This is a genomic window from Faecalitalea cylindroides ATCC 27803, assembly GCF_000469305.1.
In the GTDB taxonomy this organism is placed as follows: domain Bacteria; phylum Bacillota_I; class Bacilli_A; order Erysipelotrichales; family Erysipelotrichaceae; genus Faecalitalea; species Faecalitalea cylindroides.
Genome location: NZ_KI270980.1, coordinates 1 through 23,082, shown reverse-complemented (window position 1 = coordinate 23,082; position 23,082 = coordinate 1). Strand labels below are relative to the sequence as shown.

The 23,082-nt window shown below is 34.2% G+C and carries 23 protein-coding genes; 19 read left to right on the top strand and 4 right to left on the bottom strand.

Annotation, left to right across the window (positions count from 1 at the left end; translation table 11 throughout):
* The first annotated feature begins 7 nt into the window (after nucleotides 1-7).
* A complete protein-coding gene (locus tag HMPREF0367_RS09975) occupies nucleotides 8-541 on the top strand; it encodes an immunoglobulin-like domain-containing protein (protein ID WP_051335147.1) in 534 nt (177 codons plus the stop codon).
* On the opposite strand, the gene HMPREF0367_RS03095 is transcribed toward HMPREF0367_RS09975, so the two are convergent.
* Complete coding sequence (locus HMPREF0367_RS03095) at nucleotides 481-1,614, bottom strand: AI-2E family transporter (RefSeq protein WP_035401148.1); 1,134 nt, start codon at nucleotides 1,612-1,614, stop codon at nucleotides 481-483. The genes HMPREF0367_RS09975 and HMPREF0367_RS03095 overlap by 61 nt on opposite strands.
* 64 nt (nucleotides 1,615-1,678) lie before the next feature.
* On the opposite strand from HMPREF0367_RS03095, the gene HMPREF0367_RS03090 reads away from it, so the two are divergent.
* Genes HMPREF0367_RS03090 through HMPREF0367_RS03040 form a run of 11 tightly spaced genes read left to right on the top strand, consistent with a single transcriptional unit; the run spans nucleotide 1,679 to nucleotide 13,578 of the window.
* Entirely contained in the window at nucleotides 1,679-2,416 is a 738-nt protein-coding gene (locus tag HMPREF0367_RS03090; protein WP_035401146.1) for a TrmH family RNA methyltransferase, read from the top strand.
* Nucleotides 2,400-3,269 carry a DUF4438 domain-containing protein gene (locus tag HMPREF0367_RS03085; protein ID WP_035401089.1) on the top strand — a complete coding sequence of 290 codons (870 nt, stop codon included), beginning with the start codon at nucleotides 2,400-2,402 and terminating at the stop codon, nucleotides 3,267-3,269. The genes HMPREF0367_RS03090 and HMPREF0367_RS03085 overlap by 17 nt, the downstream gene beginning before the upstream one ends.
* Before the next feature lie 51 nt (nucleotides 3,270-3,320).
* The gene (priA, locus tag HMPREF0367_RS03080; protein WP_035401088.1) at nucleotides 3,321-5,447 is read left to right on the top strand and encodes a replication restart helicase PriA; all 2,127 of its coding nucleotides are present in this window, start codon (nucleotides 3,321-3,323) and stop codon (nucleotides 5,445-5,447) included.
* A 1-nt stretch (nucleotide 5,448) separates the two neighbouring features.
* On the top strand, nucleotides 5,449-6,678 hold the full coding sequence (gene rsmB / locus HMPREF0367_RS03075) for a 16S rRNA (cytosine(967)-C(5))-methyltransferase RsmB (RefSeq protein WP_035401087.1): 1,230 nt from the start codon (nucleotides 5,449-5,451) through the stop codon (nucleotides 6,676-6,678).
* Between the two features lie 40 nt (nucleotides 6,679-6,718).
* Nucleotides 6,719-7,765, top strand: a complete 1,047-nt coding sequence (rlmN, locus tag HMPREF0367_RS03070; protein ID WP_022355301.1) for a dual-specificity RNA methyltransferase RlmN — start codon at nucleotides 6,719-6,721, stop codon at nucleotides 7,763-7,765.
* Nucleotides 7,762-8,517: a Stp1/IreP family PP2C-type Ser/Thr phosphatase gene (locus tag HMPREF0367_RS03065; RefSeq protein ID WP_015535256.1), complete on the top strand. Its 756-nt coding sequence runs from the start codon at nucleotides 7,762-7,764 to the stop codon at nucleotides 8,515-8,517. The genes rlmN and HMPREF0367_RS03065 overlap by 4 nt, the downstream gene beginning before the upstream one ends.
* Nucleotides 8,501-10,177, top strand: a complete 1,677-nt coding sequence (gene pknB, locus HMPREF0367_RS03060; RefSeq protein ID WP_035401086.1) for a Stk1 family PASTA domain-containing Ser/Thr kinase — start codon at nucleotides 8,501-8,503, stop codon at nucleotides 10,175-10,177. The genes HMPREF0367_RS03065 and pknB overlap by 17 nt, the downstream gene beginning before the upstream one ends.
* Nucleotides 10,170-11,027: a ribosome small subunit-dependent GTPase A gene (rsgA, locus tag HMPREF0367_RS03055; RefSeq protein ID WP_087158861.1), complete on the top strand. Its 858-nt coding sequence runs from the start codon at nucleotides 10,170-10,172 to the stop codon at nucleotides 11,025-11,027. Before pknB ends, rsgA begins: the two co-directional genes overlap by 8 nt.
* Nucleotides 11,028-11,029: 2 nt before the next feature.
* A complete protein-coding gene (gene rpe, locus HMPREF0367_RS03050; protein ID WP_035401085.1) occupies nucleotides 11,030-11,686 on the top strand; it encodes a ribulose-phosphate 3-epimerase in 657 nt (218 codons plus the stop codon).
* Nucleotides 11,683-12,288, top strand: a complete 606-nt coding sequence (locus HMPREF0367_RS03045) for a thiamine diphosphokinase (protein ID WP_035401083.1) — start codon at nucleotides 11,683-11,685, stop codon at nucleotides 12,286-12,288. The genes rpe and HMPREF0367_RS03045 overlap by 4 nt, the downstream gene beginning before the upstream one ends.
* Nucleotides 12,289-12,303: 15 nt before the next feature.
* The gene (locus HMPREF0367_RS03040; RefSeq protein WP_035401080.1) at nucleotides 12,304-13,578 is read left to right on the top strand and encodes a hypothetical protein; all 1,275 of its coding nucleotides are present in this window, start codon (nucleotides 12,304-12,306) and stop codon (nucleotides 13,576-13,578) included.
* 47 nt (nucleotides 13,579-13,625) lie between these two features.
* Here the strand turns inward: HMPREF0367_RS03040 and rpmB are convergent, their stop codons facing one another.
* Nucleotides 13,626-13,817 (bottom strand): 50S ribosomal protein L28, encoded by a 192-nt coding sequence (gene rpmB, locus HMPREF0367_RS03035; RefSeq protein ID WP_022355307.1) that lies wholly within the window; start codon nucleotides 13,815-13,817, stop codon nucleotides 13,626-13,628.
* 146 nt (nucleotides 13,818-13,963) lie between these two features.
* Here rpmB and mraY point away from each other — a divergent pair, with 146 nt between their 5' ends.
* The 3 genes from mraY to HMPREF0367_RS03020 are packed head-to-tail and all read left to right on the top strand — an operon-like array spanning nucleotide 13,964 to nucleotide 17,086.
* Entirely contained in the window at nucleotides 13,964-14,944 is a 981-nt protein-coding gene (gene mraY, locus HMPREF0367_RS03030) for a phospho-N-acetylmuramoyl-pentapeptide-transferase (protein ID WP_022355308.1), read from the top strand.
* 1 nt (nucleotide 14,945) lies between these two features.
* Entirely contained in the window at nucleotides 14,946-16,256 is a 1,311-nt protein-coding gene (gene murD / locus HMPREF0367_RS03025; protein WP_035401076.1) for a UDP-N-acetylmuramoyl-L-alanine--D-glutamate ligase, read from the top strand.
* Between the two features lie 5 nt (nucleotides 16,257-16,261).
* Nucleotides 16,262-17,086 carry an undecaprenyl-diphosphate phosphatase gene (locus HMPREF0367_RS03020; RefSeq protein WP_022355310.1) on the top strand — a complete coding sequence of 275 codons (825 nt, stop codon included), beginning with the start codon at nucleotides 16,262-16,264 and terminating at the stop codon, nucleotides 17,084-17,086.
* A 118-nt stretch (nucleotides 17,087-17,204) separates the two neighbouring features.
* Here the strand turns inward: HMPREF0367_RS03020 and HMPREF0367_RS03015 are convergent, their stop codons facing one another.
* The gene (locus HMPREF0367_RS03015) at nucleotides 17,205-17,903 is read right to left on the bottom strand and encodes a hypothetical protein (protein ID WP_035401073.1); all 699 of its coding nucleotides are present in this window, start codon (nucleotides 17,901-17,903) and stop codon (nucleotides 17,205-17,207) included.
* A gap of 98 nt (nucleotides 17,904-18,001) precedes the next feature.
* Between HMPREF0367_RS03015 and HMPREF0367_RS03010 the strand changes: the two genes are divergently transcribed.
* On the top strand, nucleotides 18,002-19,018 hold the full coding sequence (locus tag HMPREF0367_RS03010) for a helix-turn-helix transcriptional regulator (RefSeq protein WP_035401070.1): 1,017 nt from the start codon (nucleotides 18,002-18,004) through the stop codon (nucleotides 19,016-19,018).
* Entirely contained in the window at nucleotides 19,011-19,958 is a 948-nt protein-coding gene (locus HMPREF0367_RS03005) for a hypothetical protein (RefSeq protein WP_035401068.1), read from the top strand. Before HMPREF0367_RS03010 ends, HMPREF0367_RS03005 begins: the two co-directional genes overlap by 8 nt.
* Nucleotides 19,959-20,037: 79 nt before the next feature.
* On the opposite strand, the gene trpS is transcribed toward HMPREF0367_RS03005, so the two are convergent.
* Nucleotides 20,038-21,027: a tryptophan--tRNA ligase gene (gene trpS, locus HMPREF0367_RS03000; RefSeq protein ID WP_015535248.1), complete on the bottom strand. Its 990-nt coding sequence runs from the start codon at nucleotides 21,025-21,027 to the stop codon at nucleotides 20,038-20,040.
* 159 nt (nucleotides 21,028-21,186) lie between these two features.
* Here trpS and HMPREF0367_RS02995 point away from each other — a divergent pair, with 159 nt between their 5' ends.
* Nucleotides 21,187-21,651, top strand: a complete 465-nt coding sequence (locus HMPREF0367_RS02995) for a Spx/MgsR family RNA polymerase-binding regulatory protein (RefSeq protein WP_015535247.1) — start codon at nucleotides 21,187-21,189, stop codon at nucleotides 21,649-21,651.
* A 100-nt stretch (nucleotides 21,652-21,751) separates the two neighbouring features.
* Nucleotides 21,752-23,082 (top strand): pyruvate, phosphate dikinase (locus tag HMPREF0367_RS02990; RefSeq protein WP_035401064.1); only part of this gene is annotated, 1,331 nt, incomplete at its 3' end.

The following is a 23,082-nucleotide window of genomic DNA, read 5'->3' as shown; positions in this document are numbered from 1 at the left end:
TGATTCTGTGATCAATTATCCATTAGTTTTGGATGCCAATGCTCCGCAAGAAATTCCTCCAACAGAGGTTAATGATCTTCCAACGATTGAAGCAGATGATAAAGTGTTAGCTGTTGATGCTCCTTCGAATCCTTTAGAAGATGTAATAGCTTACGATACTGAAGATGGAACTTTGATTGAACAAATTATTGTTACTAATAATACAGCAGATAAAAGTCAACCTGGCAAATATGAAGTAACTTATCAAGTAACGGATGTAAAAGGTGCTTTCACTGCAAAGACAAAAATGGATAGTGGTACAACAACGATTGAAAAGGATAGGACAGATACTAAGAAATATGATGTGAAAACAAATAAACAGAAGAATATGGTAATGTGGATCATTATATTAGCAGCAGTTATCACAACTGTTTTCCTAGTTTTAGAAAGAAGAAATCAAAATAACAAAATAGCTCGTACGATTACATGTACGAGCTTTGTCTATATTTCTAGATGTTTTGATTTTAAACGTAAGTTAGAATATTCACGAAGAGCAGAATAAAATAAGGCAAATACTGGAACACCCAAGAACATACCTAAAACACCGAATAATCCGCCACCAATTGTAACAGAAAACAAGATCCAGAATCCAGACATACCTAATTTATCGCCTAATACAATTGGTTTAATAACATTACCATCAATTTGTTGAAGGATTAGGATAAATATAGCGAAGATAAGTGCAGATATTGGATTGATCAACAACAATATGACAATTACAGGAATAGCACCTAGGAACGGTCCAAAGACTGGGATCAAGTTGGTTACTCCAACAATAAGTCCAATCATTGGTGCATATGGAATTTGAAGGATCAAGGTTCCTATATAGCATGTAATACCAATGATTGTAGAATCAATGATATTACCAACAATGTATTGTTCAAAAACTGTTTTAACATCAATGATCCAAAAATTTAATCCTTTTGCAGTATCTAGATTAAATATAGAATAGTTCAATTTTTTGATTACTCGGATGAGTTTTTCACGATCTAAAAGAATGTAGAAACCACTCACAACAGCTAGAATGAAATTAATAATTCCGCGAACAAAACCATAAGAGTAAGTAGCTAGTTTTGGTAATGTAGATGTAACTGTATCAGTTAAAGTTTCAACAATACGTAAATTTTCTGTCCATAGTTGGATATCTTGAGTTGAAATATTCAAAGAATTAGCAATAGTGTATGCATAGTGTGTAAAATTCTCTGTATAATCGCTGATATTTTGAGCAAATGTCAAGATGGAATCAATAATACTAGGTATGATTGTTGCACATAGTAAGGCAAGAATAACGAGAACAATCAAGAATGTCAATAATGTTGACAACAAGCGCTTTTTACTTGCGGAAAACTTTGAGTTCTCGAATAATTTTTTCTCCAGCCAATTTTGTGGATTATATAGTAAGAACGCTATCGCTACACCAAAAACAAAGGGAAAGCAGATCACAAGAATTGTATTCACAAAGTCTTTGATTTGTTCGAATTGGTTGAAAAACATAAATAGTAATAAAGGAATGATCAATGAACAAGAGTTCACAAAGATCCTTTTTTTCATTTCTTCTGTAATTTGAAATCGCATAAAACACCTCGGGGTAATTCTATCATATATGGAAAAAAATGTCTTTAAATACTATAATAAGTTTATGTTAAAAATAATTGAAGGAAACATCTCCTGTAAGGCTGTATTAGAGGAACAAAAACGCAGATGTGAGATTCTTTATGTGGATAAGAAAAAAAGGACAAAAGATTTTGCGTATATTATCTCTTTAGCGAAAAGACAAGGTGTTAAAGTACAGACTTGTACAAGAGAAGTGATTGATGAAATTGCCACCGGAAAAACGCATGGTGGGATGATTTTAAAAGCCGACAAACGTGAAGATTCTTTTTTACAGGAAAAGATCGAGGGCTTTTTGTGTTATGTAAATGGAGTGGAAGATCCTTATAATCTAGGTAGCTTGATTCGTTCTCTATATGCTTCTGGATGTAACGCATTGATCTTACCATATCGTGATTGGTCAATGAGTGAGAACATCATCTTGAGAGCCAGTGCTGGCGCATATGAAAGGTTACCGATATATTTTATCCATTCGGATGAAGAATTGGTCGAGTATGTTCATAAATACGAAATTCCACTTTATTGCGCATATCGCAATCAGGCAAAAGCACATTATGAGATAAAGTATCCGAATACTTGTTGTGTGGCAATTGGCGGAGCCTTGCGTGGATTAAGTGCAAAGATCGTTCAGGCCTCCAATCAAAATATTGTGATTGAATATGGACGAGATTTTAAAAACGCACTAGATACGCCAAGCGCTACAGCCGTGATTGCCTTTGAAATCATGAGACAAAAGAAAGGAGCTAACAATGTTAAAGTACAATAAAGAGGAGCTGGTAAAAATAGCGGTAACTGGATGTGTCGATCATCCAAGAGTTAAAGGGTATTATGTAGGATATGATGGAAAAGGTCGCATGCCAATTGGAACCGGAGGTATCGTCTATTCGCATGCAATCGGTGATTGCTGTATGAATATTGCTGGTGATCATATTGAACCGGGAATTTCTCTTGCCAATCCATCCGACAAAGAAAATCATGCTTTAGAAACATTTGCCTGTGTAGGAAATGAGGCAAAGATCATCAATGGACCAATGAAATCAAAAACAGGATATGTAACTGGAACACATGGTGGTGTTGATCATACAATGGTTTATATGGACAAAGAAGTTTTGGAAGAAATGGATTCTAATGAAACGATTCTTGTAAAAGCATATGGGCAAGGGCTAAAGCTATTAGATTATCCAGAAATCCATATGATGAATATTGATCCAGATTTATTAATGGCCATGCCAATCCTTGAAGAAGAGGGAAAAGTATCGTTTCCAGTTGTGACAAGTGTTCCTAGTTATTTGATGGGTTCTGGTTTAGGTTCCTCTACCTTGATGGAAGGGGATTATGATATCATGACACAGGATGAAAGAGCCGATGAGATCCATGGACTCAATGATCTTCGTTTTGGAGACTTTGTTGCGATAATTGATCATGATTGTCATTATGGACCGCATTATTATAAAGGAGCCGTTTCTATTGGTGTCGTTGTACACAGTGATTCTTTTACAAGCGGACATGGTCCAGGGGTATGTGTAGTTGCTACATCTAAGCTGGGAAATATTACCTACAGGATTGAAGAAGATGCCAATCTAAAAACATATATGAAGCATATCAAAAGAAGTGTTTAAGGATATGCTTCTTTTTTATGAATTCAAAGGTATTTATGTTAGAATATTTTTATGAAATTGATCAATGTATATATAGAACATTTAACCTTACAATTGAACCAACTGTTTACATATGCATGTGATGAACCAGTCCAAAAAGGATGTCGTGTCAAAGTGGATTTTGCCCATAGAGAATGTATTGGATTTGTTCAGGAAACAGATGTAAAAAGTGATTTAAAAAATATTAAACCTGTTCTAGAAGTCATAGATAAAGAGCCTTTGTTAAATGAGGAATTGTTAGATTTGGCGCAATATATATCTAAACGATATGTATGCAGTGTCATTAGTGCTTATAAGACAATGTTGCCACCAGCCTTAAGACCTAGCAGCACGTATAAAAAGATTATCTATGAAGATCATGTTTATTTATCTAGTTCTACTTTACCTTTAACGAGTAAACAGGCCAACGTGTATGAAGAAATAAAAGATAAACTGCCAATGAAGGCCAGTGAATTTAGAAAACTGACAAAGAGCTTGGCAAAACCATTGATTGAAAAAGGATATGTTGAACTAAGAAAACTGCCTAAATCCAATGATGTCTTGCCGTCCTATATAGAGGATTCAATTCATGAACTAACTTTTGAACAAAAAAATGCAATTGAAGAAATCGAGAACTTAAACGATTCGTGCTTTTTATTACATGGAGTGACTGGTTCTGGAAAAACAGAAGTTTTTTTACATTTAGCGCAAACTGTCTTGAAACAAAACAAACAAGTTCTTTTTTTAGTGCCTGAAATTGGATTAACACCTATGATGATCGAGCGTGTCATGGCACGATTTCAACGTAAAGTTGCCATTTACCATTCTCAGTTAAATGATCAGGAAAAATACGAGCAATATTGTTTGGTTAAAGATAAGAAAGTTGATATTGTGATTGGTACACGATCTGCTGTTTTCATGCCTTTTGATGATCTAGGTTTGATCTTAATGGATGAAGAACACGATATAAGTTATAAACAAGATTCCATGCCTCGCTATCATACACGCGATATTGCTTTATGGCGAGCTAAATATCATGGTTGTAAAGTAGTTTTATCCAGTGCTACCCCAAGTCTTGAATCATATTCACGAGCTTATAAAAATGTATATCATTTGGTATCTTTGACAAAACGCATCTATGATCAAATGCCAGAAATTCACTTAGTGGATATGAAAGAAGAAAGAAATCAGTTTGGTTTGTCTCAAAGATTGATCGATGCAATCCAAAAAACATTGGATGAAAACGATCAAGTGATTTTGTTGTTGAACCGAAGAGGCTATTTGCCTGTTGTTCGATGCAGCAACTGCAATGAGGTCATGATGTGTCCAGATTGCGGGATTGCCTTGACATATCATAAATCTAATGATTCTTTAATGTGTCATTGTTGTGGTAATGTATATCGCTTTGATCATACCTGCCCTAAATGTCATTCCCATCATTTTTTTCAAGTCGGTATGGGTACGGAAAGACTTGAAGAAAATATTCAAATGTTATTTCCAAATGCCAATATTGTACGAATGGATGCAGATAGTACAAAACGAAAAAATGCTCATGCCAAGCTTCTAAAAGAGTTTGAACAGAGTGGTGATATTCTACTTGGCACGCAAATGGTTGCTAAAGGTCTTGATTTTGAAAGAGTGACTTTAGTTGGCATCTTACAGGCAGACAATGCTTTGATTCACAGTGATTATCGTTCCTGCGAAATAGCTTATCAGATGTTAGAACAGGCAAGTGGACGAAGTGGACGCGGTGTAAAAAAAGGGGATGTATATATTCAGACGTATGATCCCGGTCATTATGTAATGCAGTCCGTATTAAAACATGATTATCTTGGTTTTTTTAGAAAAGAAATGAGTTATCGTCATTTGGGTGTTTATCCACCATATGTTTTTTTATGCTGCATCATTTATTCGCATGAAAGTTTAGAGAAAGCTATGGATGTAGCTTTGTTGGGAAAACAGTTTTTATCCCAGTTTAAAGTATTGGGACCTTTAGAAATAAATATGCGTCAAAGACAAAAACGTGTTCGCTTGATCGTAAAATCAAAAGATGAAACACAGTTGAATCAAACGATCTGGAAATTAGTCGAGTATCATCGATCTTTAAAAACAAATGTTAAACAGGATATTAATATGTATCCTTTGATCTTGGAGGAATAATATGCGATCTTGGGTGTTTAAGGCATTATGTAGCGTTGTGCTGGAAGGAACATATTCAAATTTATATTTAAAAAATCATTTAAAAGAAGTGCCAAAGAAAGATCAGGCATTGTGCACAAGGATCTTTTATGGAACGATTCAAAACTATGATTATTGTCAATATATCTATCGACAGTTTACAAATAGAAAGAAAATTGAATCAAAAATTGATGTTTTATTGGTCATGAGCGTATATCAAATCAAGTTTTTAGATAAAGTTCCTGACTATGCGATCTGTAATGAAGCTGTCAATCTTGCCAAAAAGGTAAATTCAAAAAGTGCTGGTTTTGTTAATGCTATCTTGCATAAGGTGATTCAAAATGAAGTGAAACTTCCTGAGGATGAAGTTGAAAGGATTGCAATTATGAATTCAATCAAACCTTGGTTAATCAGAATGTGGTGCTCACAATATGGTCTGGATACAGCCAAAAAAATTGCGATGCATTCAAATACGACCTTGCCAATTGTGGTTCGAAGAAACTCGCTTTTGATTAATGAAGAAAACTTTTTAAAGGATCCTTATATTGAAAAGATCAAAGATAGTGAGTTATATGTATATATAGGTGAACAGATCTCAAGTCATCCTTATTATGTTAAAGGTTACATGTCTGCGCAGGATCCTGGTTCTTATCAAATTGCCAGAACCTTAGACGTAAAGTGTGAAGAAAAGGTATTGGATGTCTGCAGCGCACCTGGAACCAAGGCTATGGCATTGGCGCAATTTATGAATAATAGAGGAACAATCGATTGTTTAGATATTCATGAACATCGTGTGCAGTTGATCAAGAAAGATGCTAAAAGATTACATGTTGATATCATTCATGCGTATTGTAAAGATGCTACAAAGATCTTAGATTTAGGACTTTATGATCGCGTGCTTTGTGATGTTCCTTGTTCCGGGTATGGTGTTTTAGCTAGAAAACCAGATATCAAATTACGTATGAAATCAGAAGACATGGATTCACTTATCAAGATTCAAAGAGAAATCTTAGCTTCAGCCGCCAGTCATGTTAAAGAAAATGGCTGCTTGGTGTATTCAACTTGTACTTTAAATAAGAAGGAAAATGAAAAACAAATCGAGTATTTTATCAAGAATCATCCAGGATTTGCTTTGGAAAAAGAAGAGACGTTATTTCCTAATGAATATAGTGGAGGATTCTTTATTGCGAAACTAGTGCGAAATACGCACTAGAGTATGCTATAATGCATAAGTGATTGGAGTGTTATAGAACATGCAAAGCTTGTATGATTTTAATTATGAACAAATGCAGCAGTTTGCACTCGATTGTGGATGGAAAACATTTAGAGGTCATCAGATCTTTCAATGGTTATATCGCAATCGAGTTGACGAAATAGATGAAATGACAAATTTAAGTTTGGAGACTCGTGAACTTTTAAAGTCGCGTTTTATTATCAATCCTTTGAAATTGATTCGAAAACAAGTTTCCCACGATGGGACTACAAAGTTTTTGTTCCAGCTTGAAGATGGAGCTCTATTAGAGAGTGTTATGATGATTTTTGATTATGGAAAGAGCATCTGTGTATCCAGTCAGGTTGGCTGTAACATGGGATGTGCTTTTTGTGCGAGTGGATTGACCAAGAAAAAACGTAATCTAACAAGCGGTGAAATGGTAGCGCAGGTAATGTATGTCCAAAAAGAGTTGGATAAGACACAAGATCGTCTTTCCCATATTGTGGTCATGGGCACAGGGGAGCCATTTGATAATTATGAAAATGTCATGAATTTTTTATCCTGTGTAAATCATGATCGTGGTCTAGGTATTGGAAGCCGTCATATTACGATTTCAACATGTGGAATCGTTCCAAGAATCTATGATTTTGCCAATGAACATACCCAATATAATCTTGCGGTTTCCTTACATGCTCCTAATAATGAACTTCGTAATCAGCTGATGCCTGTTAATAAGGCATATCCAATTGAAGAACTAATGAAGGCATTGACGTATTATTCAACGGAGAATAATCGACGCCTTACATTTGAATATATTTTATTAAAAGGAGTCAATGATAAACCAAGTCATGCTAAAGAGTTAGCTAAGCTTTTAAAAGGATTAAATGCATATGTAAACTTGATTCCGTATAATTCTGTGGATGAAAAACATTTTAAGAGCGTTACTCATGATGAGGCAATGATCTTTTACGATATGTTGATGAAAAACCATGTGCGGTGCACGATTCGAAAAGAACATGGAAATGATATCGATGCAGCATGTGGTCAATTACGAATTAAAGAAATTAAGAAAGGAAACGGCGAATGAGAGCTTTTGGAAATACCGATATAGGTTGTACAAGAAAAGTGAATGAAGATGATTATTGCATCCTTCAAAATGAAAATGGTGACTGGCTTGCGGCTGTTTGTGATGGCATTGGTGGAAGTGCTGCCGGTGAAGTTGCCAGCCATTTAGCTGTTTCCAAATTAAGAGAAGCATTTTTAAAAGCACCTGTTTTCAAAAAAGATTCACAGGTGAATGATTGGATCCACGACACATTGAATAAGGCTAATGATGCAATCTATCTTGAAAGCATGCGTAATCGCAAGGAACGTGGAATGGGCACGACTTGTGTAGGTATGATCTATGCAAATAATGCTACGTATATCTTTAATGTAGGAGATTCACGTCTATATGCATATTACTCAGATGGTTTGATCCAAATGAGTGAAGATCACAGCGTGATTGCGAAATTGATCAAAGAAGGAAAAATCAAGCCTGAAGAGGCAAAGAGTCATGCGCAAAGAAACACTTTGACCAATGCTTTAGGAGTATGGCGGGTATTCCGCATTGATACTAATAAAATTGATTCGAATTACCGATATATCTTGATCTGCAGTGATGGTCTGCATGGTTATGTAAGCTATGAAGAAATTCAGGCAATTATCGATTCTTCAGCGTATAATTTGACAGATAAAGTCAATGCCTTGATCTCTAGAGCAAACCAGTCTGGCGGCTATGATAATTGTACAGTGATCTTAATGGAAAATGAGAGGTACCAAGATGGCTCAAACGATTAATCAAATAGCAAACCGTTACGAGATCATCTCTTTAGTTGGTCAAGGTGGTATGGCAGATGTTTATAAGGCACAAGATACGATCTTAAATCGAATCGTTGCCATTAAGATCCTTCGCCAAAAACTAAGTGAAGATCCAATGACGTTAGTACGTTTTCAACGAGAAGCCAGCGCTGCAAGCCGTCTTTCACATCCGAATGTTGTAGATATTTATGATGTAGGCGAATACAATGGCATGCATTATATCGTTATGGAATTTATTCGTGGACGTACACTAAAAGAATTGATTGGTTTACGAGGACCATTAAGTGTTGATGAAGCTGTTCATATCATGCGTCAATTGACTAGTGCCATAGCACATGCACATGAACACAATATTATTCATCGTGATATCAAACCTCAGAACATTTTGGTCAAGGATGATGGAACGATCAAGATCACGGATTTTGGGATCGCCGTGGCAAATGATGCAGTTCAATTAACATTAAATAATGCGGTCATGGGTAGTGCTCATTATCTTGCACCAGAAACAGCACAGGGTAAAGATCCAGATCCTAAGATCGATATTTATTCTATGGGAATCGTGTTCTATGAATTGTTGACAGGAAGTGTTCCTTTTCAAGGCAAGACTCCAACGGAGATTGCGATCAAACATTTGCGTGAACCAATTCCATTTGTCCGTGATTTTAATCCAGGCATTCCTCAATCAATTGAAAATATCGTATTAAAAGCTACGGCAAAAAATCCAGTAGAACGATATGATAGTGCTTCTGATATGTTGTATGAACTAATGCACTATAATGATATTTCGAATCGAAATGTTCAAAGAGTAACTTTTAAATCACAACCGGTATCCAATGTTGAAATAGATGATGACGGGTATGTGAAAGTGGAATATGAAAAGCCAAAAAAGGCCACAAAGAAGCCTAAAAGAAGTTTTGTTCCATATGTTTTAGGTGCTTTAGGTACGATCATCGCAATTGTATTGATGTTTATGATTGCATCTTTGACCGGGCTTATTCGATTCAGCGGCTTCTTGGGATATCAGACAATGCCGGAAGTTGTCAGTCTAACACAGGAAGAAGCATTGAATGTATTAGAAGATGCTAATTTTGATACATCTAATGTGGAAATCAAAGAAGATGTGAGTGATAAATTTGATGAAGGGCTGGTCATTTCAGCAAATTATGATGAAGGTGAAATTATTCCCGGTGATGCTGATATTGTCTTAACAATAAGTAAAGGTCCAAGCTTTTTAGTGGAAGATTATACTTCAAGATCTTTAAGTGAAGTACAGGCGGAATTACAGGCAAAAGGTGTCACTTTGAATATAGAAGTCGAGTATCAAGGTGCAAAGGATATGGATCCAGGGATTATTTTGGAACAAAGTGGTTTAAATCCTGGTGACAGGATCGACCCGGATGCTAATGAAACAATTAAATTTGTGGTTAGTGAATATCCTACAATTACGATTCCTTATGATTTAATTGGCAAGGACGTTAATGAAGCACAAGCTGAATTAAATGCTTTAGGAATAGCTGTTTTACCAATTCAGCAGGAGGGAGGTTCAGGTTCCAATATTGTTGTAGCCGTATCTCCGGATGTTGGAAGCGAGTATACACAGGAAGGAACGGACAGTGTGGTAACACTGTATTATGATTAGTATGCTGCAGGGAAGAATTATTAAGATTATTTCAAATCAGTCTACAATTGAATTTGAAGGAAAACAAGTGATTGCCAGACCAAGAGGAAAGATGAAATTAGAAAAAAGTCCTCTTGTAGGTGATTTAGTTGAGTTTGAGCAAATTGATGATACCTATCGTATTCATCGAATTTTAGATCGAAAAAATCAGTTGTTACGTCCAGCCATTGCCAATGTGGATCAGGCTTTGATCGTTACAAGTCTTAAAGACCCAGATTATTCGTGTCATTTATTGAATCGATTGATTTTCCTTGTTGCGATTGCTGGTGTAGAACCTGTGATCTGTATCACAAAATCGGATTTATTAAATAAAGATAATGATATCTTTGAGGATTTAAAACATTATAAAGATGCCGGCTATAAAATGGTATTTACACATCCAGGAAGTGATGATAATGAACTAAAGGAAGTATTAGATGGTAAGGTAAGCGTATTATGTGGTCAATCGGGTGCTGGAAAAAGTTCCTTGTTGAATCGCCTTGATCCTAGTTTTAAATTAAATACACAGGAAATCTCAAAGGCATTAGGGCGTGGAAAGCACACGACCAGGTATTGTGAATTGCATCATGTTGCCAATGGTCTAGTAGCCGATACACCAGGTTTCTCAAGCTTAGATTTTACACGTTTAGATACATCACATCTTGATCGTTTGATCTTGGATTTTAAGCCGTATTTGGATACATGCCGATTCAAAGACTGTTTGCATATCAATGAACCGGATTGTGGTATCAAACAAGCACTTGAAGATGGTAAGATCAATCCGAGCATATATGAAGATTATAAACAAATTATGTCAGAAAAAAGGAGATAAGTATGGAAAGAATCATAGCCCCTTCGGTTTTATCGTTGGATTATTCTAAGATGACTGAACAAATTGAACAATTAAATCAATCAAAAGCGAAATGGTTGCATTTTGATGTAATGGATGGCCATTTTGTTCCGAATATCACATTTGGTCCAGATATCTTAAAAGGGTTTCGAAAGGCAAGTCCTTTATTCATGGATGTTCATTTAATGATCAGTGATCCTGAATATTATGCACCAATTTTTGTAAAAGCTGGAGCAGATATGATCACTTTTCATGTGGAATCCTTTGATAATGACACTGATAAATGTATTGCATTCATGCAGAAGATGCAAGATTTACATGTTCAAGTTGGATTTACATTACGTCCGGCTACACCAATTGAACCTTTTGAAGCTTTGTTGGAACAGGCGGATATGGTTCTTGTTATGAGTGTCAATCCAGGCTTTGGGGGACAGTCTTTTATGGACGATCAATTAGATAAGGTACGTTGGTTATATAAAAAAAGAGAAGAAAAACAATTGAATTATCGCATAGAAATTGATGGTGGAATCAATCATGAAACATATAAAAAAGCTTGTGATGCCGGTTGTGATACTTTAGTTGCAGGTTCTTATGTCTTTAAAAATGATATTGTTTCTACGATCGAAGGGCTTTTAAAATGAAAAAGGCCCTTTTGATTACTCCTATGTCAAAAAATATCATCCAAGATGATTCGTATGATTATATAGGGGTTGATTCAGGTGCGCTGTTATTGATGGAAGCAAAGATACCGATGCGCTTTGCGGTTGGAGATTTTGACTCTATGACCGAAGATGAATTTCAAAGGTTACAAGGGGCGTGTCAAATCATTCGCCATCCTGTACAAAAGAATGAAACAGATAGTGAATTGGCTGTTTCTCTATGCAAGAAAAAAGGATATGATGAGATAGTTTTATATGGAGCTTTATCTGGAAGAATTGATCATACATTTGCCAATATTCGTTTATTGATGTATCGTTATCCTCATTTGGTGCTTTTAGATGATCATCAAAAGATCACTTTATTATCTAAAGGAGAGCATGTGATCAAAAAAGCATATACACATGTATCTTTCTTTGCACTTGAAGATACAATCATAACCTTAGAAGGATTTACATATCCGCTATACAAAGAACCTATTACTGTAAAAGATATATTCTGCGTGTCGAATTCAATCGTACATGAAGAGGCAAAAGTCACACTTGATATAGGAAAAGTGCTTTGCATTCAATCAAATGTTAAGTAGAAAGGGGTCAAGCAGATGTTTAATAAAGATGTAGCTTCAAACTTTATAGTTGGTCTATGTTTTATTGCAGCAGGCTTGGTAATGTTTTTTATACCAAATCGTGTTTTTTCGCTCATCTTAAATACATCTATCATCCTTCTTTTGATCAATGGAGTTTATCTACTGATTCGATTTCTCCAGCACAAGAAGAAAAGCGATTTATTATTTTTGATCTTGTCTATTTTATTCGCATTATTTTTAGTTGATCATGAAACTATTCCGCAATGGATCATCCGAGTTGCTTTTGGCTTGTATTGCTACATCAGTACACTGGCTAGTTTGATTCAGCTGGTCATCAATTATATAAATGATATTCCGGATAAGTTCTATCATTTTTTAATGATAGTAGCTTATGGAATCTTGGGCTTTAATTTATTGTTTGTAGATGAATTTGAAACGGATTTATTACTTCGTTTGTTCGGAATTTATTTTATCTTATTAGGATCTCGATATTTTAATGATGCCAGTGTAGGGGTAAATCCTTTATTAAAATATGAATGGAAGCGTAAGATTCGCATTACATTACCAGCCATAATGTGTGCCTTTATTCCAGATTGGACATTAACATCTATTAACCGATATTTATCTTCTGGTAAACCATTTGCTTTAGAAAAAAAAGACTATGGAGATGATCAAATTTTAAAGGTCATGGTTCATGTTGGACCTAATGGAATTCAAAAAGTTGGTCATATTACATTTTCTTATAAAGGAATTGTTTACAGTTATGGAAATTATGATGAAGAATCGTTTCGTTTAAATCAAACGATTGGAGATGGCGTATTCTTTACAGTTCCATTTGAATATTATATTCCTAATATGATGAGTGCAGAAAACAATTCTATTTTTGAATATGGTATTCAAATCAAGAAAGAACAGGAAGCTTTGATCGAACAAGAGCTTGAAGCTTTCAAAAATAACAGTTATCGCTGGTACTGTAAAATTGAACGTGAATATGGATACGATCGATTTAATGAGTATAAAGAGAATTATCCTTCAAGGCTGCATTATAAGACTGGGGCGAAGTTTTATAAATTTAAATCGGGTCGGTTTAAGACATATTGGGCTTTAGGTGATAATTGTGCTTTGTTTACCGACTGTATCCTAGGAAAACTAGGCTGTGATGTATTAAGTATGCGGGGAATCATTTCGCCTGGTACATATCTTGAATATCTTCAGGGGGAATATATCAAAAAGAACAGCCCAGTTGTTTCTTTAAAGATTCATTCGATTGAGGCAAAATCAATACACTAAAAAAAGAGCTGAAATCAGCTCTTTCTTTATGATCCTTAATAATTAAATTAAATAGCGTTTTGTTTCTTTAATGTTCTTAGCGCACGAGCACTCACACGGATTGTTTGAGGTTTACCGTCAACAATAACTCTCACTTTTTGTAAGTTTACATTCCATTTACGACGAGTGGCACGCATAGAGTGAGAACGTTTATTTCCAGATAAAGGACCTCTACCAGACACTGCACATACTTTTGACATCTCGACCTGTCCTCCTTTTTCTTAATTTCATTTACGCAATCGCTTTAATATAATATCATTTGGTTTCTTATATTTCAAGCACTAATTTAAATTTGTTCAACAGGATGTTTGATGTTACAATATATCTAAATGAATGGAGAGATATTATGGAATTTAGTAATGGTTTTTATATGATTATTGGATTCATTCTATGTTTGGTTTTGATGTTTGTGATCATGCCACCAATGATCAATTACCTACATAAAATAAAGTTTGGCCAGACCGAAAGGGAAGAAGGCTTGGAATCGCATAAGAAGAAAAACGGTACACCGACCATGGGTGGAATCGCATTTATTCTTGTACCAGTTGTTGTGTACTTTTTGATGAGCTTATTTACACCTTTTAAATTAGATATGAATACAGGAATTATCCTTCTAGCCTTTGTGGGTTATGGACTGATTGGATTTATTGATGATTACATTATTGTTGTTAAGAAGGATAACGAAGGGTTAAAACCGGCTTATAAATTTGCTTTACAGTCTATTCTTGCGGTTATTTTCTTCTTTATTTATCAGACATCCTCTTCTACGGAAATTTGGATTCCGATCATAGATGTTACTTTTGACTTGGGATATTTTTATTTTATCTTGGTTTTTATCATGTTTACAGCCGAAACGAATGCAGTTAACTTTACAGATGGATTGGATGGTTTATGTTCGGGTCAGATGATCATTGCCTTGATTCCTTTTTTGTGTTTTGCCTTGATTCAAGGTGTGGACAATGTTGCGTTTTTGATTGTTTTGGTTATTGCGAGTTTACTTGGATATCTTAAATTCAATAAACATCCTGCCAAGATCTTTATGGGTGATACTGGATCTTTAGCTCTAGGTGGCTTGATAGCTGCTATTGCTATGGTGCTAAAACAGGAAATCTTATTGGTAATCATTGGATTTGTGTTTGTAGCAGAAGTCTTAAGTGTCATTATTCAGGTTACTTATTATAAGAAAACACATAAACGTATTTTTAAGATGGCACCTTTACACCATCATTTTGAAAAATGTGGTTGGTCTGAAACTAAGGTAGTTACTCGTTTTTGGCTTGTTGGTGTAGTTTTAGCGGTTATCGGCTTGATATTGGGGGTCATGTAATATGGAAACAGTTTTGGTCATAGGAGCTGCACGAAGTGGTATTGCGGTTAGTAAACTTCTTCAAAAGAATGGATATCATGTCATTTTGACAGATTCCAATGAAGTTAAAGAAAAAATGGATTTAGAAGCACTAGGCATTGAAGTCGTGGATAATGGTCATCCTGACTGGTTGCTAGAAAAAGACTATCCATTTGTGGTAAAAAATCCAGGAATTCCATATCGAGTTCCTATTGTTAAGCATTTTCAAAAAGCTGGTGTACCAATTTATACGGAAATAGAAATAGCTTATCGATTTGCGCCTGGATTTAAATATGCTGCCGTTACTGGAACAGATGGAAAAACAACGGTCACGACACTTTTGTATGAGATGTTAAACGCAAAAGAAAAAGCTTTAGTGGCCGGGAACATCGGAACACCATTAAGCGAACTTGCTTTAATACATCAAGAAGAAACCTTTAATGTAGCATTGGAATTAAGTAACTTCCAACTTTTAGGTATTGATACTTTTCAGCCAAAGATTTCTGTTGTAACAAACTTGGCACCAGATCATTTGGATTATATGGATTCTTTAGAAGAATATTATCAATCAAAGATGTTGATCTATAAAAACTGTAATTCTCAAGATTGGTTTATCCGTAATATAGATGATGAAAATATTGTAAAATATGCACAAAATATCCCGTGTCAGGTAATTGATTTTTCTTTAACGCAAGAAGCAGATTTATATAAAGATGACACATTTGCTTATCTAAAGGATGAGATTTTGTTTAAGCTAAGTGATTTAAAAATAGTAGGCGATTTTAATTGTGGAAATGCAATGATGGCAGCCTGCATGGCATATAAGATGGGAATTGATCTAGAAACGATCCAATCCGTGATTCGTAGCTTTAAAGGCGTAGAACATCGTATCGAATATGTTAATACGATCAGTGGGGTTCGTTTCTATAATGATTCGAAAGCTACAAACACACATGCAGCTTGTGCAGCTTTATCTGCTTTTGATAAGAATGTGATCTTGTTATGTGGTGGTAAGGATAAGCATATATCTTTTGATGATCTAAAACAGTATGACCATAAGATCAAACATTGTTTCTCTTTTGGTCAGACCAAAGATCATTTTAAATCAATCTTTACAAATCAAACTTCTTGTCAAACGATGAAAGATGCACTAAATCATGCGATTGAGATCATGGAAGAAGGGGATGTGATCTTATTAAGTCCAGCATGTTCAAGTTTTGATCAGTTTAAAAACTATGAAATTCGAGGGGAGATATTCAAAGATCTTGTTGAAGAGATCGCTAAGAGAGGATAAAGACAATGGATTTCATATTTAATTTGATAAAAGCCTTCTTTTTAGGGATTATACAAGGTATTACGGAATGGCTGCCTATCAGCAGTACGGGTCATTTGATCATATTTGATACCATATGGCCATTAACGCCAGCAGCTTTCTTTGAAGTATTCAAAGTTGTGATTCAGTTTGGAAGTATATTGGCTGTTTTATTCTTATATTTTCGTAAATTAAATCCTTTTGACCCTGAAAAATCATCAAAAAAGAAAAGAGAAACATTTCATCTTTGGAAACTTGTTATTATAGGGTGTATTCCCGCGGCTGTCATAGGCTTTTTTCTAGATGATATCATTGAGCAGTTCTTATCTGCCAATTTTGTAATTGCGGTTGCTTTGATAACATATGGTATCATTTTTATCATTACAGCTAAGCATCCAAAAAAAGTAACGATAGAATCGCTGAACGAATTAGATGTTCTCACTTCTTTAAAGATAGGCTTTTTTCAATGTCTGGCCTTAATTCCAGGAACTTCTAGATCTGGAGCTACGATCTTAGGAGGTCTATATTGTGGATGCTCAAGATATGTCGCAAGCGAGTTTTCGTTTTTTATCGCAATTCCTGTAATGGCAGGTGCAAGCTTGTTGAAAATTGTTAAGTATTTCATGGAAACAGGCATGTTTACTCTTGATCAATGGGCCCTTTTATTTGTAGGTACATTTGTAAGTTTTGTCGTGAGTGTCTTTGCGATACAAGGACTATTGAATTATGTTAAAAAACATGACTTTACTAGTTTTGGATGGTATCGTATCGCACTTGGTATCTTTGTATTATTGTTCTTTTATATCTTATAATAAGAGTCAAAAATTATTAACGTACGACTAAATGTTTTAGAGTGTACATCTAAAATAAAATTCAGGAACTGTTTATGTTGCAGTTCCTGTTTTCTTTTTATTTTTTAAACTATGTTGTTTAAGCATGAATAATGAGAATTTTATTCATTTTAGAAGAATTAATCTCATTTATAATATTAATAAAAAACGGATAAGATTTTCGAGGTAGATAAACAGACGGATTTAAGAATACATACGGAAAAGGAATCTTAATATTTTTGAATATAGATAGCAAGTATGAATAGTTCACCATGTTCCTGATTTCAAAAGGAATGGAACTTAAATCATAATCATCTGTTGAATCAAGAAAGAAAATGTTTAAATTCTTTTTATTTCCATACTTTTCTTGGTGAAGTGTTAAAAATATCATTAAAGCCTCTAAACGAATTACTCTATATCTTATTTTATTCTTTACAAACTGTTTGAAGAATATGAACTGTTTATACGGGTTTAAACTGGAAATGTCTATATTGATAAAATTAAATATATTTTCAGTATACAGTTTATCATGAATCGTTTTTTCTAATAAATTCATTAAAACTTCAATACATTTGCCTTTTGTTAAATAAGAGGAATATTCAAAAGATTCCTCAATAGATAGATCATTTGATTCTCTTTTTAATTCGATGATTTCTTTTAAAGTGTTTAAATAATTGGATCTGGAGTCATATTCTACAAACAGTTTTTTTAAGTCAAATAAGACAATTATTAAATTATGATCTTCTGCATAAAGGACAGGATCCTCAATCACTTTTATAAACGTTTCTTTACCTTTCATAAACATATCCTCCTGGATACATTTTATAGATATCCATGAACCAAAAAGAGTACATCAAAGAAAAGCCTATATGGTATACTAGAGATGAGGACAATATCATGAAACAGTCAAAGAAACTGATAATAATGAATATTTTAAAAATATTAAAAGAGCATTCAGATGTAGAGCATCCTTTAACACAGAAAGAAATTCAGAATATTCTTGAGTTCGAGTATGATATGAAGGTTGATCGAAAAGCAATCAAAAGAAATCTAATGAATCTGATTGATTTTGGCTATGATATAAATTACACTGAGAAAACCCGACAAAAGAAAAATGGAGATCATGAAATTGTTTATACAGACTGGTATTTAGAAAGAGAGTTTGAAGATTCTGAACTTAGATATATTATTGATGGATTATTATTCTCGAAACACATTCCAACATCACAGTGCAAACAACTCATTGATAAGATTTCTAGATTATCTTCCAACGAAGATAAAATTAAGATCAAACATATGAACAACCTTCCTGAAAATACGATTCAGAACAAAGAACTGTTCTATACAATCGAAGTTTTAGATGAAGCTATAGAGAAGCAAAGACAAGTTCAATTTACATATAATGTTTATGGGATCGATAAAAAAATGCATCCTAAAAGAGAAGAAAAATATATTGTTAATCCATATCAGATGGCTGCGACAAACGGCCGGTATTATTTAATTTGCAATTATGATAAATATGACAATATATCCCATTATAGAATCGATAGGATTACAGATATTGAAATACTGCCTACTTCATGTAAGCCAAAAGAAGAAGTAAAAGACATCAAATATGGCTTAGATTTGCCAAAACATATGGCTGAACATATCTATATGTTTGCGGGAAAAAGTGTTCGAGTAGTTTTCGAAGCAAAAGCATATTTGGTTACTGAAATATTAGATTGGTTTGGAAAGGAGACTGAGTTTGAAAGAATAGACGAAGACACATTGAGAGTAAGCGTATATGTCAATTTAAACGCTATGAAGTATTGGGCTTTACAGTATGTAAGACATGTTAAAGTATTAAGCCCAAAAGAATTAGTTGAAACGATCAAAGAAGAAATAGAAATAGGAGCTAAGAATTATGAGTGAAGAACAATTATACGAAACATACGAACAAAAAGTTAATCTGGTTAAAGAAATGTCTTCTTATTATTCCTCAAATGAGGAGATTGACGCAGAAATTTGTAATACTGAAGAAATGAAGAATATAATGGATCAAAAATTGGATATAACTTCAGATTTAGTTAAAGGTATATTCGGTTCAAATTTTGTAAAAACTAAAGTAGAGGATAAAGAAGTGAAATGTATCTTTAATGATTTCTATAACAAACATCCGTTTTTAACTCCATTTGTCGGTAAGCATTATTCTGAACAAAATAAGAAATTTCTGCTAGTTTTAGAAAGTCATTATTTACCATCTCTATCAAGATTTTATGAAAAATTGTATGAAACAGATGAAGATAAAAATAAATGGTTAAAAGAACAATGGTATGATTTTGATTTTAGTTGGGAAAAATTACAATCATCTTCAAAAAGTGAAATCTCTCTATATAGAGAAGATATTGAGTACATATGGACTGAAAATGTTGTAAAAAATAATATAAAAAACAATAAAAGATTTAGAGCATTATTTGGAAAAATATTAAAACCTATATTCAATATTGAAAATGAACAAATTGAGGATACTATACAATCCATTGCATTCATGAATTACTTTTTAAGACCATCGGAATATACCGGCGCTTCTATAAAGCATGAATATATCGATTCACTTTTTAGTTATTTAAACTTGATTAGAGTTTGGAAAGCTTTAGACGAACCAAATATTATCATTTGTTCTGCAAAAGCTAGAAAATCTTTCGAATTTTACTGGGGCTTACATAAAAATTATGGTAAAACTTATCTTATACCTGAAAATAAATTTTGTTTATGCAATCATCCAAGTAATAGAAGCTGGAATAAAAGTATGGAAAATAATGAGACCAGCGAAGAAAGATTATTAAAATTCATAAAGAACGTCTATCAATAAAAATGACTGAGAAAATAAAAAAGAACTGGATTTCTTTTAAATATTCCAGTTCTTTATATATTTTGTGTTGGTATTAACTTTATTTTGTGATAGTAAAGCCGATTTTTTTATAGACTTTACGAATCTTTTTGTTGGCAACATAGCTTGCTTTTTTAGCTCCTTCTTCAAGGATCTGGTCAATAACGTTGCTTTCAATGATTTTTTTATATTTTGCTTGTAAATCTGTTAAAAAATCAAATACAGTTTGTCCAATTTCCTTTTTCAATTCTCCATAACCTTTACCTTCGTAGCGTTTTACGATATCTTCAATTGGTTCATTGGCTAAAACTGATTGTATCGTTAATAAATTTGCAAGACCTGGTTGACTTTCTGGGTCATATTGAATAATACCTACTGAATCTGTTACGGCAGACATGATTTTCTTTCTTGCCACAGCTGGATCATCTAACAAGTCAATCGTACCTTTTGTGTCTGTTTCGCTTTTTGACATTTTCTTGGTTGGATCTTGTAAAGAGAAGATTTTTTTACCAACTTTTGTTTCAAGTGGTTGTGGAACGACAAAAGTTTCACTGTATCGATTGTTAAAACGCTCTGCTAGATGTCTTGTTAATTCAACGTGTTGTTTTTGATCTTGTCCAACAGGAACATAGTCGGCATCGTATAGAAGAATATCGGCAGCCATTAAACATGGGTAAGTAAATAGACCATCTGTGATACCTGTTTCACCTTTGGCTGTTTTATCTTTATACTGTGTCATACGTTGCAATTCACCCATATATGTAAGGCAGGTGAACACCCATCCTAATTTAACGTGGGCATCCACATCACTCTGTAAAAATAATGTACATTTTTCAGGATCTAAACCAGCTGCCAAATAAAGGGCAATCAAATCTTTTGTGTTTTGACGTAATGCCTTTGGATCGGTTGGAACCGTAATAGCGTGTTGATTCGCAATGAAAATATACATTTCATATTCATCCTGGTATTTCACAAATTGCGAAATAGCTCCAATATAATTTCCTAAATGCAATCTACCAGTTGGCTTGATTCCACTTAACATTCTTTCCATATAAATCACCTCAGTGAATATATTTTACTTCTTTTATAAGTGACATACAAGCTAGAATTTTTAAGTAAAATTAACTAATTTAATACATTGTTTGAAAAGTGGGCATATTCATTGCGAAAGGGGAGCAATCCATATATAATTATAGAAAGGAGGATGACTATGGTAATAATTTATACATCACCAGGTTGTGCAAGTTGTCGAAAAGCGAAACAGTGGCTAAAAGACAACAATATAGAATTTGTCGAGAAGAACATATTTACCTCTCTTTTAAATGAAAAAGAGATCAAATATATTTTATCAAGATGTGAAAATGGAACAGAAGATATTATTTCAGTACGATCTAAAGCTTTCCAGTCACTTAAAAAGGGAATTGATGATCTTTCTACAAAAGAACTTGTGGAATTGATTCAAAAGAATCCATCGATATTAAAAAGACCAATCATGTTGTCAAAAAAGAGTTTGGTGGTTGGTTATGATGATGATGAGATCACTATGATGATGCCAAGTGATCTTCGTAAGGTTTGCGAAGAAACTTGTAATGATTCCTGTCCAAATTATGAGGTTTGTGGCAAGCTTCGAGTCGAAGAAGTGCAACCTACAATGAATGTAAATCTGCAACAGTAGAAATATCTACTGTTTTTTTCTATCTTTTATTGTAAATATGTGATATATTATTTAAGTAATGAAAACGTTTACAAAAATGTAATCAAAGGAGGTTTACTTAATGGCTAAAAAATATGTTTACAATTTCCATGAAGGAAATGGTAGCATGCGTGAATTGCTAGGTGGTAAAGGAGCCAACCTGGCTGAAATGATGAACCTTGGAATGCCAGTTCCATATGGTTTTACAGTAACGACAGAAGCATGTAATCAATACTATGCAGATGATGAAAAAATAAGTGTGGGTATCATTGCAGAAATCATGAATCATTTAAGAGATCTAGAAGAAGAATCTGGAAAAGAATTTGGTTCTCCAGAAAACCCACTTTTGGTTTCTGTTCGCTCCGGAGCTCGCGCCAGCATGCCTGGTATGATGGATACTATCTTAAATTTAGGTTTAAATGATGAAGTTGTTGAAGGACTAGCTACATTAACAAATAATCCACGCTTTGCTTATGACAGCTATCGCCGTTTTATCCAAATGTTTGCCGATGTTGTAATGGGACTTTCAAAAGCTAAATTTGAAACTGTTATTGACGAAATCAAAGAAGCTAAACATGTTAAATTGGATACTGAACTTGATACAGATGACTTAAAATTGATGGTTAAAAAATTTAAAGAATTCTATTGTGAACAATTACATGATGATTTCCCAACAGATCCAAAAGAACAGTTGATCCTGGCTGTAGAGGCAGTATTTAAATCTTGGGAAAATCCTCGTGCTCAATACTATCGTAAGATGAATGATATCCCATCTAGTTGGGGAACAGCTGTTAACGTTCAAATGATGGTATTTGGTAACATGGGTGAAACTTCTGGTACAGGTGTTGCCTTTACTCGTAACCCAGCAACTGGTGAAAACAAACTATACGGTGAATTCTTGATGAATGCACAGGGCGAAGATGTTGTTGCAGGTATTCGTACACCACAAACAATTGATCATTTAAAAGACATCATGCCTAAGGCTTATGAACAATTTGTAGACATCACAAAGAAACTTGAAAATCATTATAAAGATATGCAGGATATGGAGTTTACTATTGAAAATGAAAAACTGTTTATGTTGCAGACTCGTAATGGTAAACGTACTGCTTCTGCTGCTTTAAAGATTGCATGTGATATGGTAGCCGAAGGTCTTTTGACAAAAGAAGAAGCTATCCTAAATGTTGATCCAAGTCAGTTGGATGCATTGTTACATCCAACATTCGATGGGGCCGCATTAAAAGATGCACAGGTAATTACTCGTGGTCTTCCTGCAAGTCCAGGTGCAGCGACTGGTAAGGTCGTATTTAATGCCGAAGATGCAAAACGTGCAGCAAATGCTGGACATCGTGTTGTCTTGGTTCGTCTAGAAACATCTCCAGAAGATATCGAAGATCAATTGATCAGTGCGGG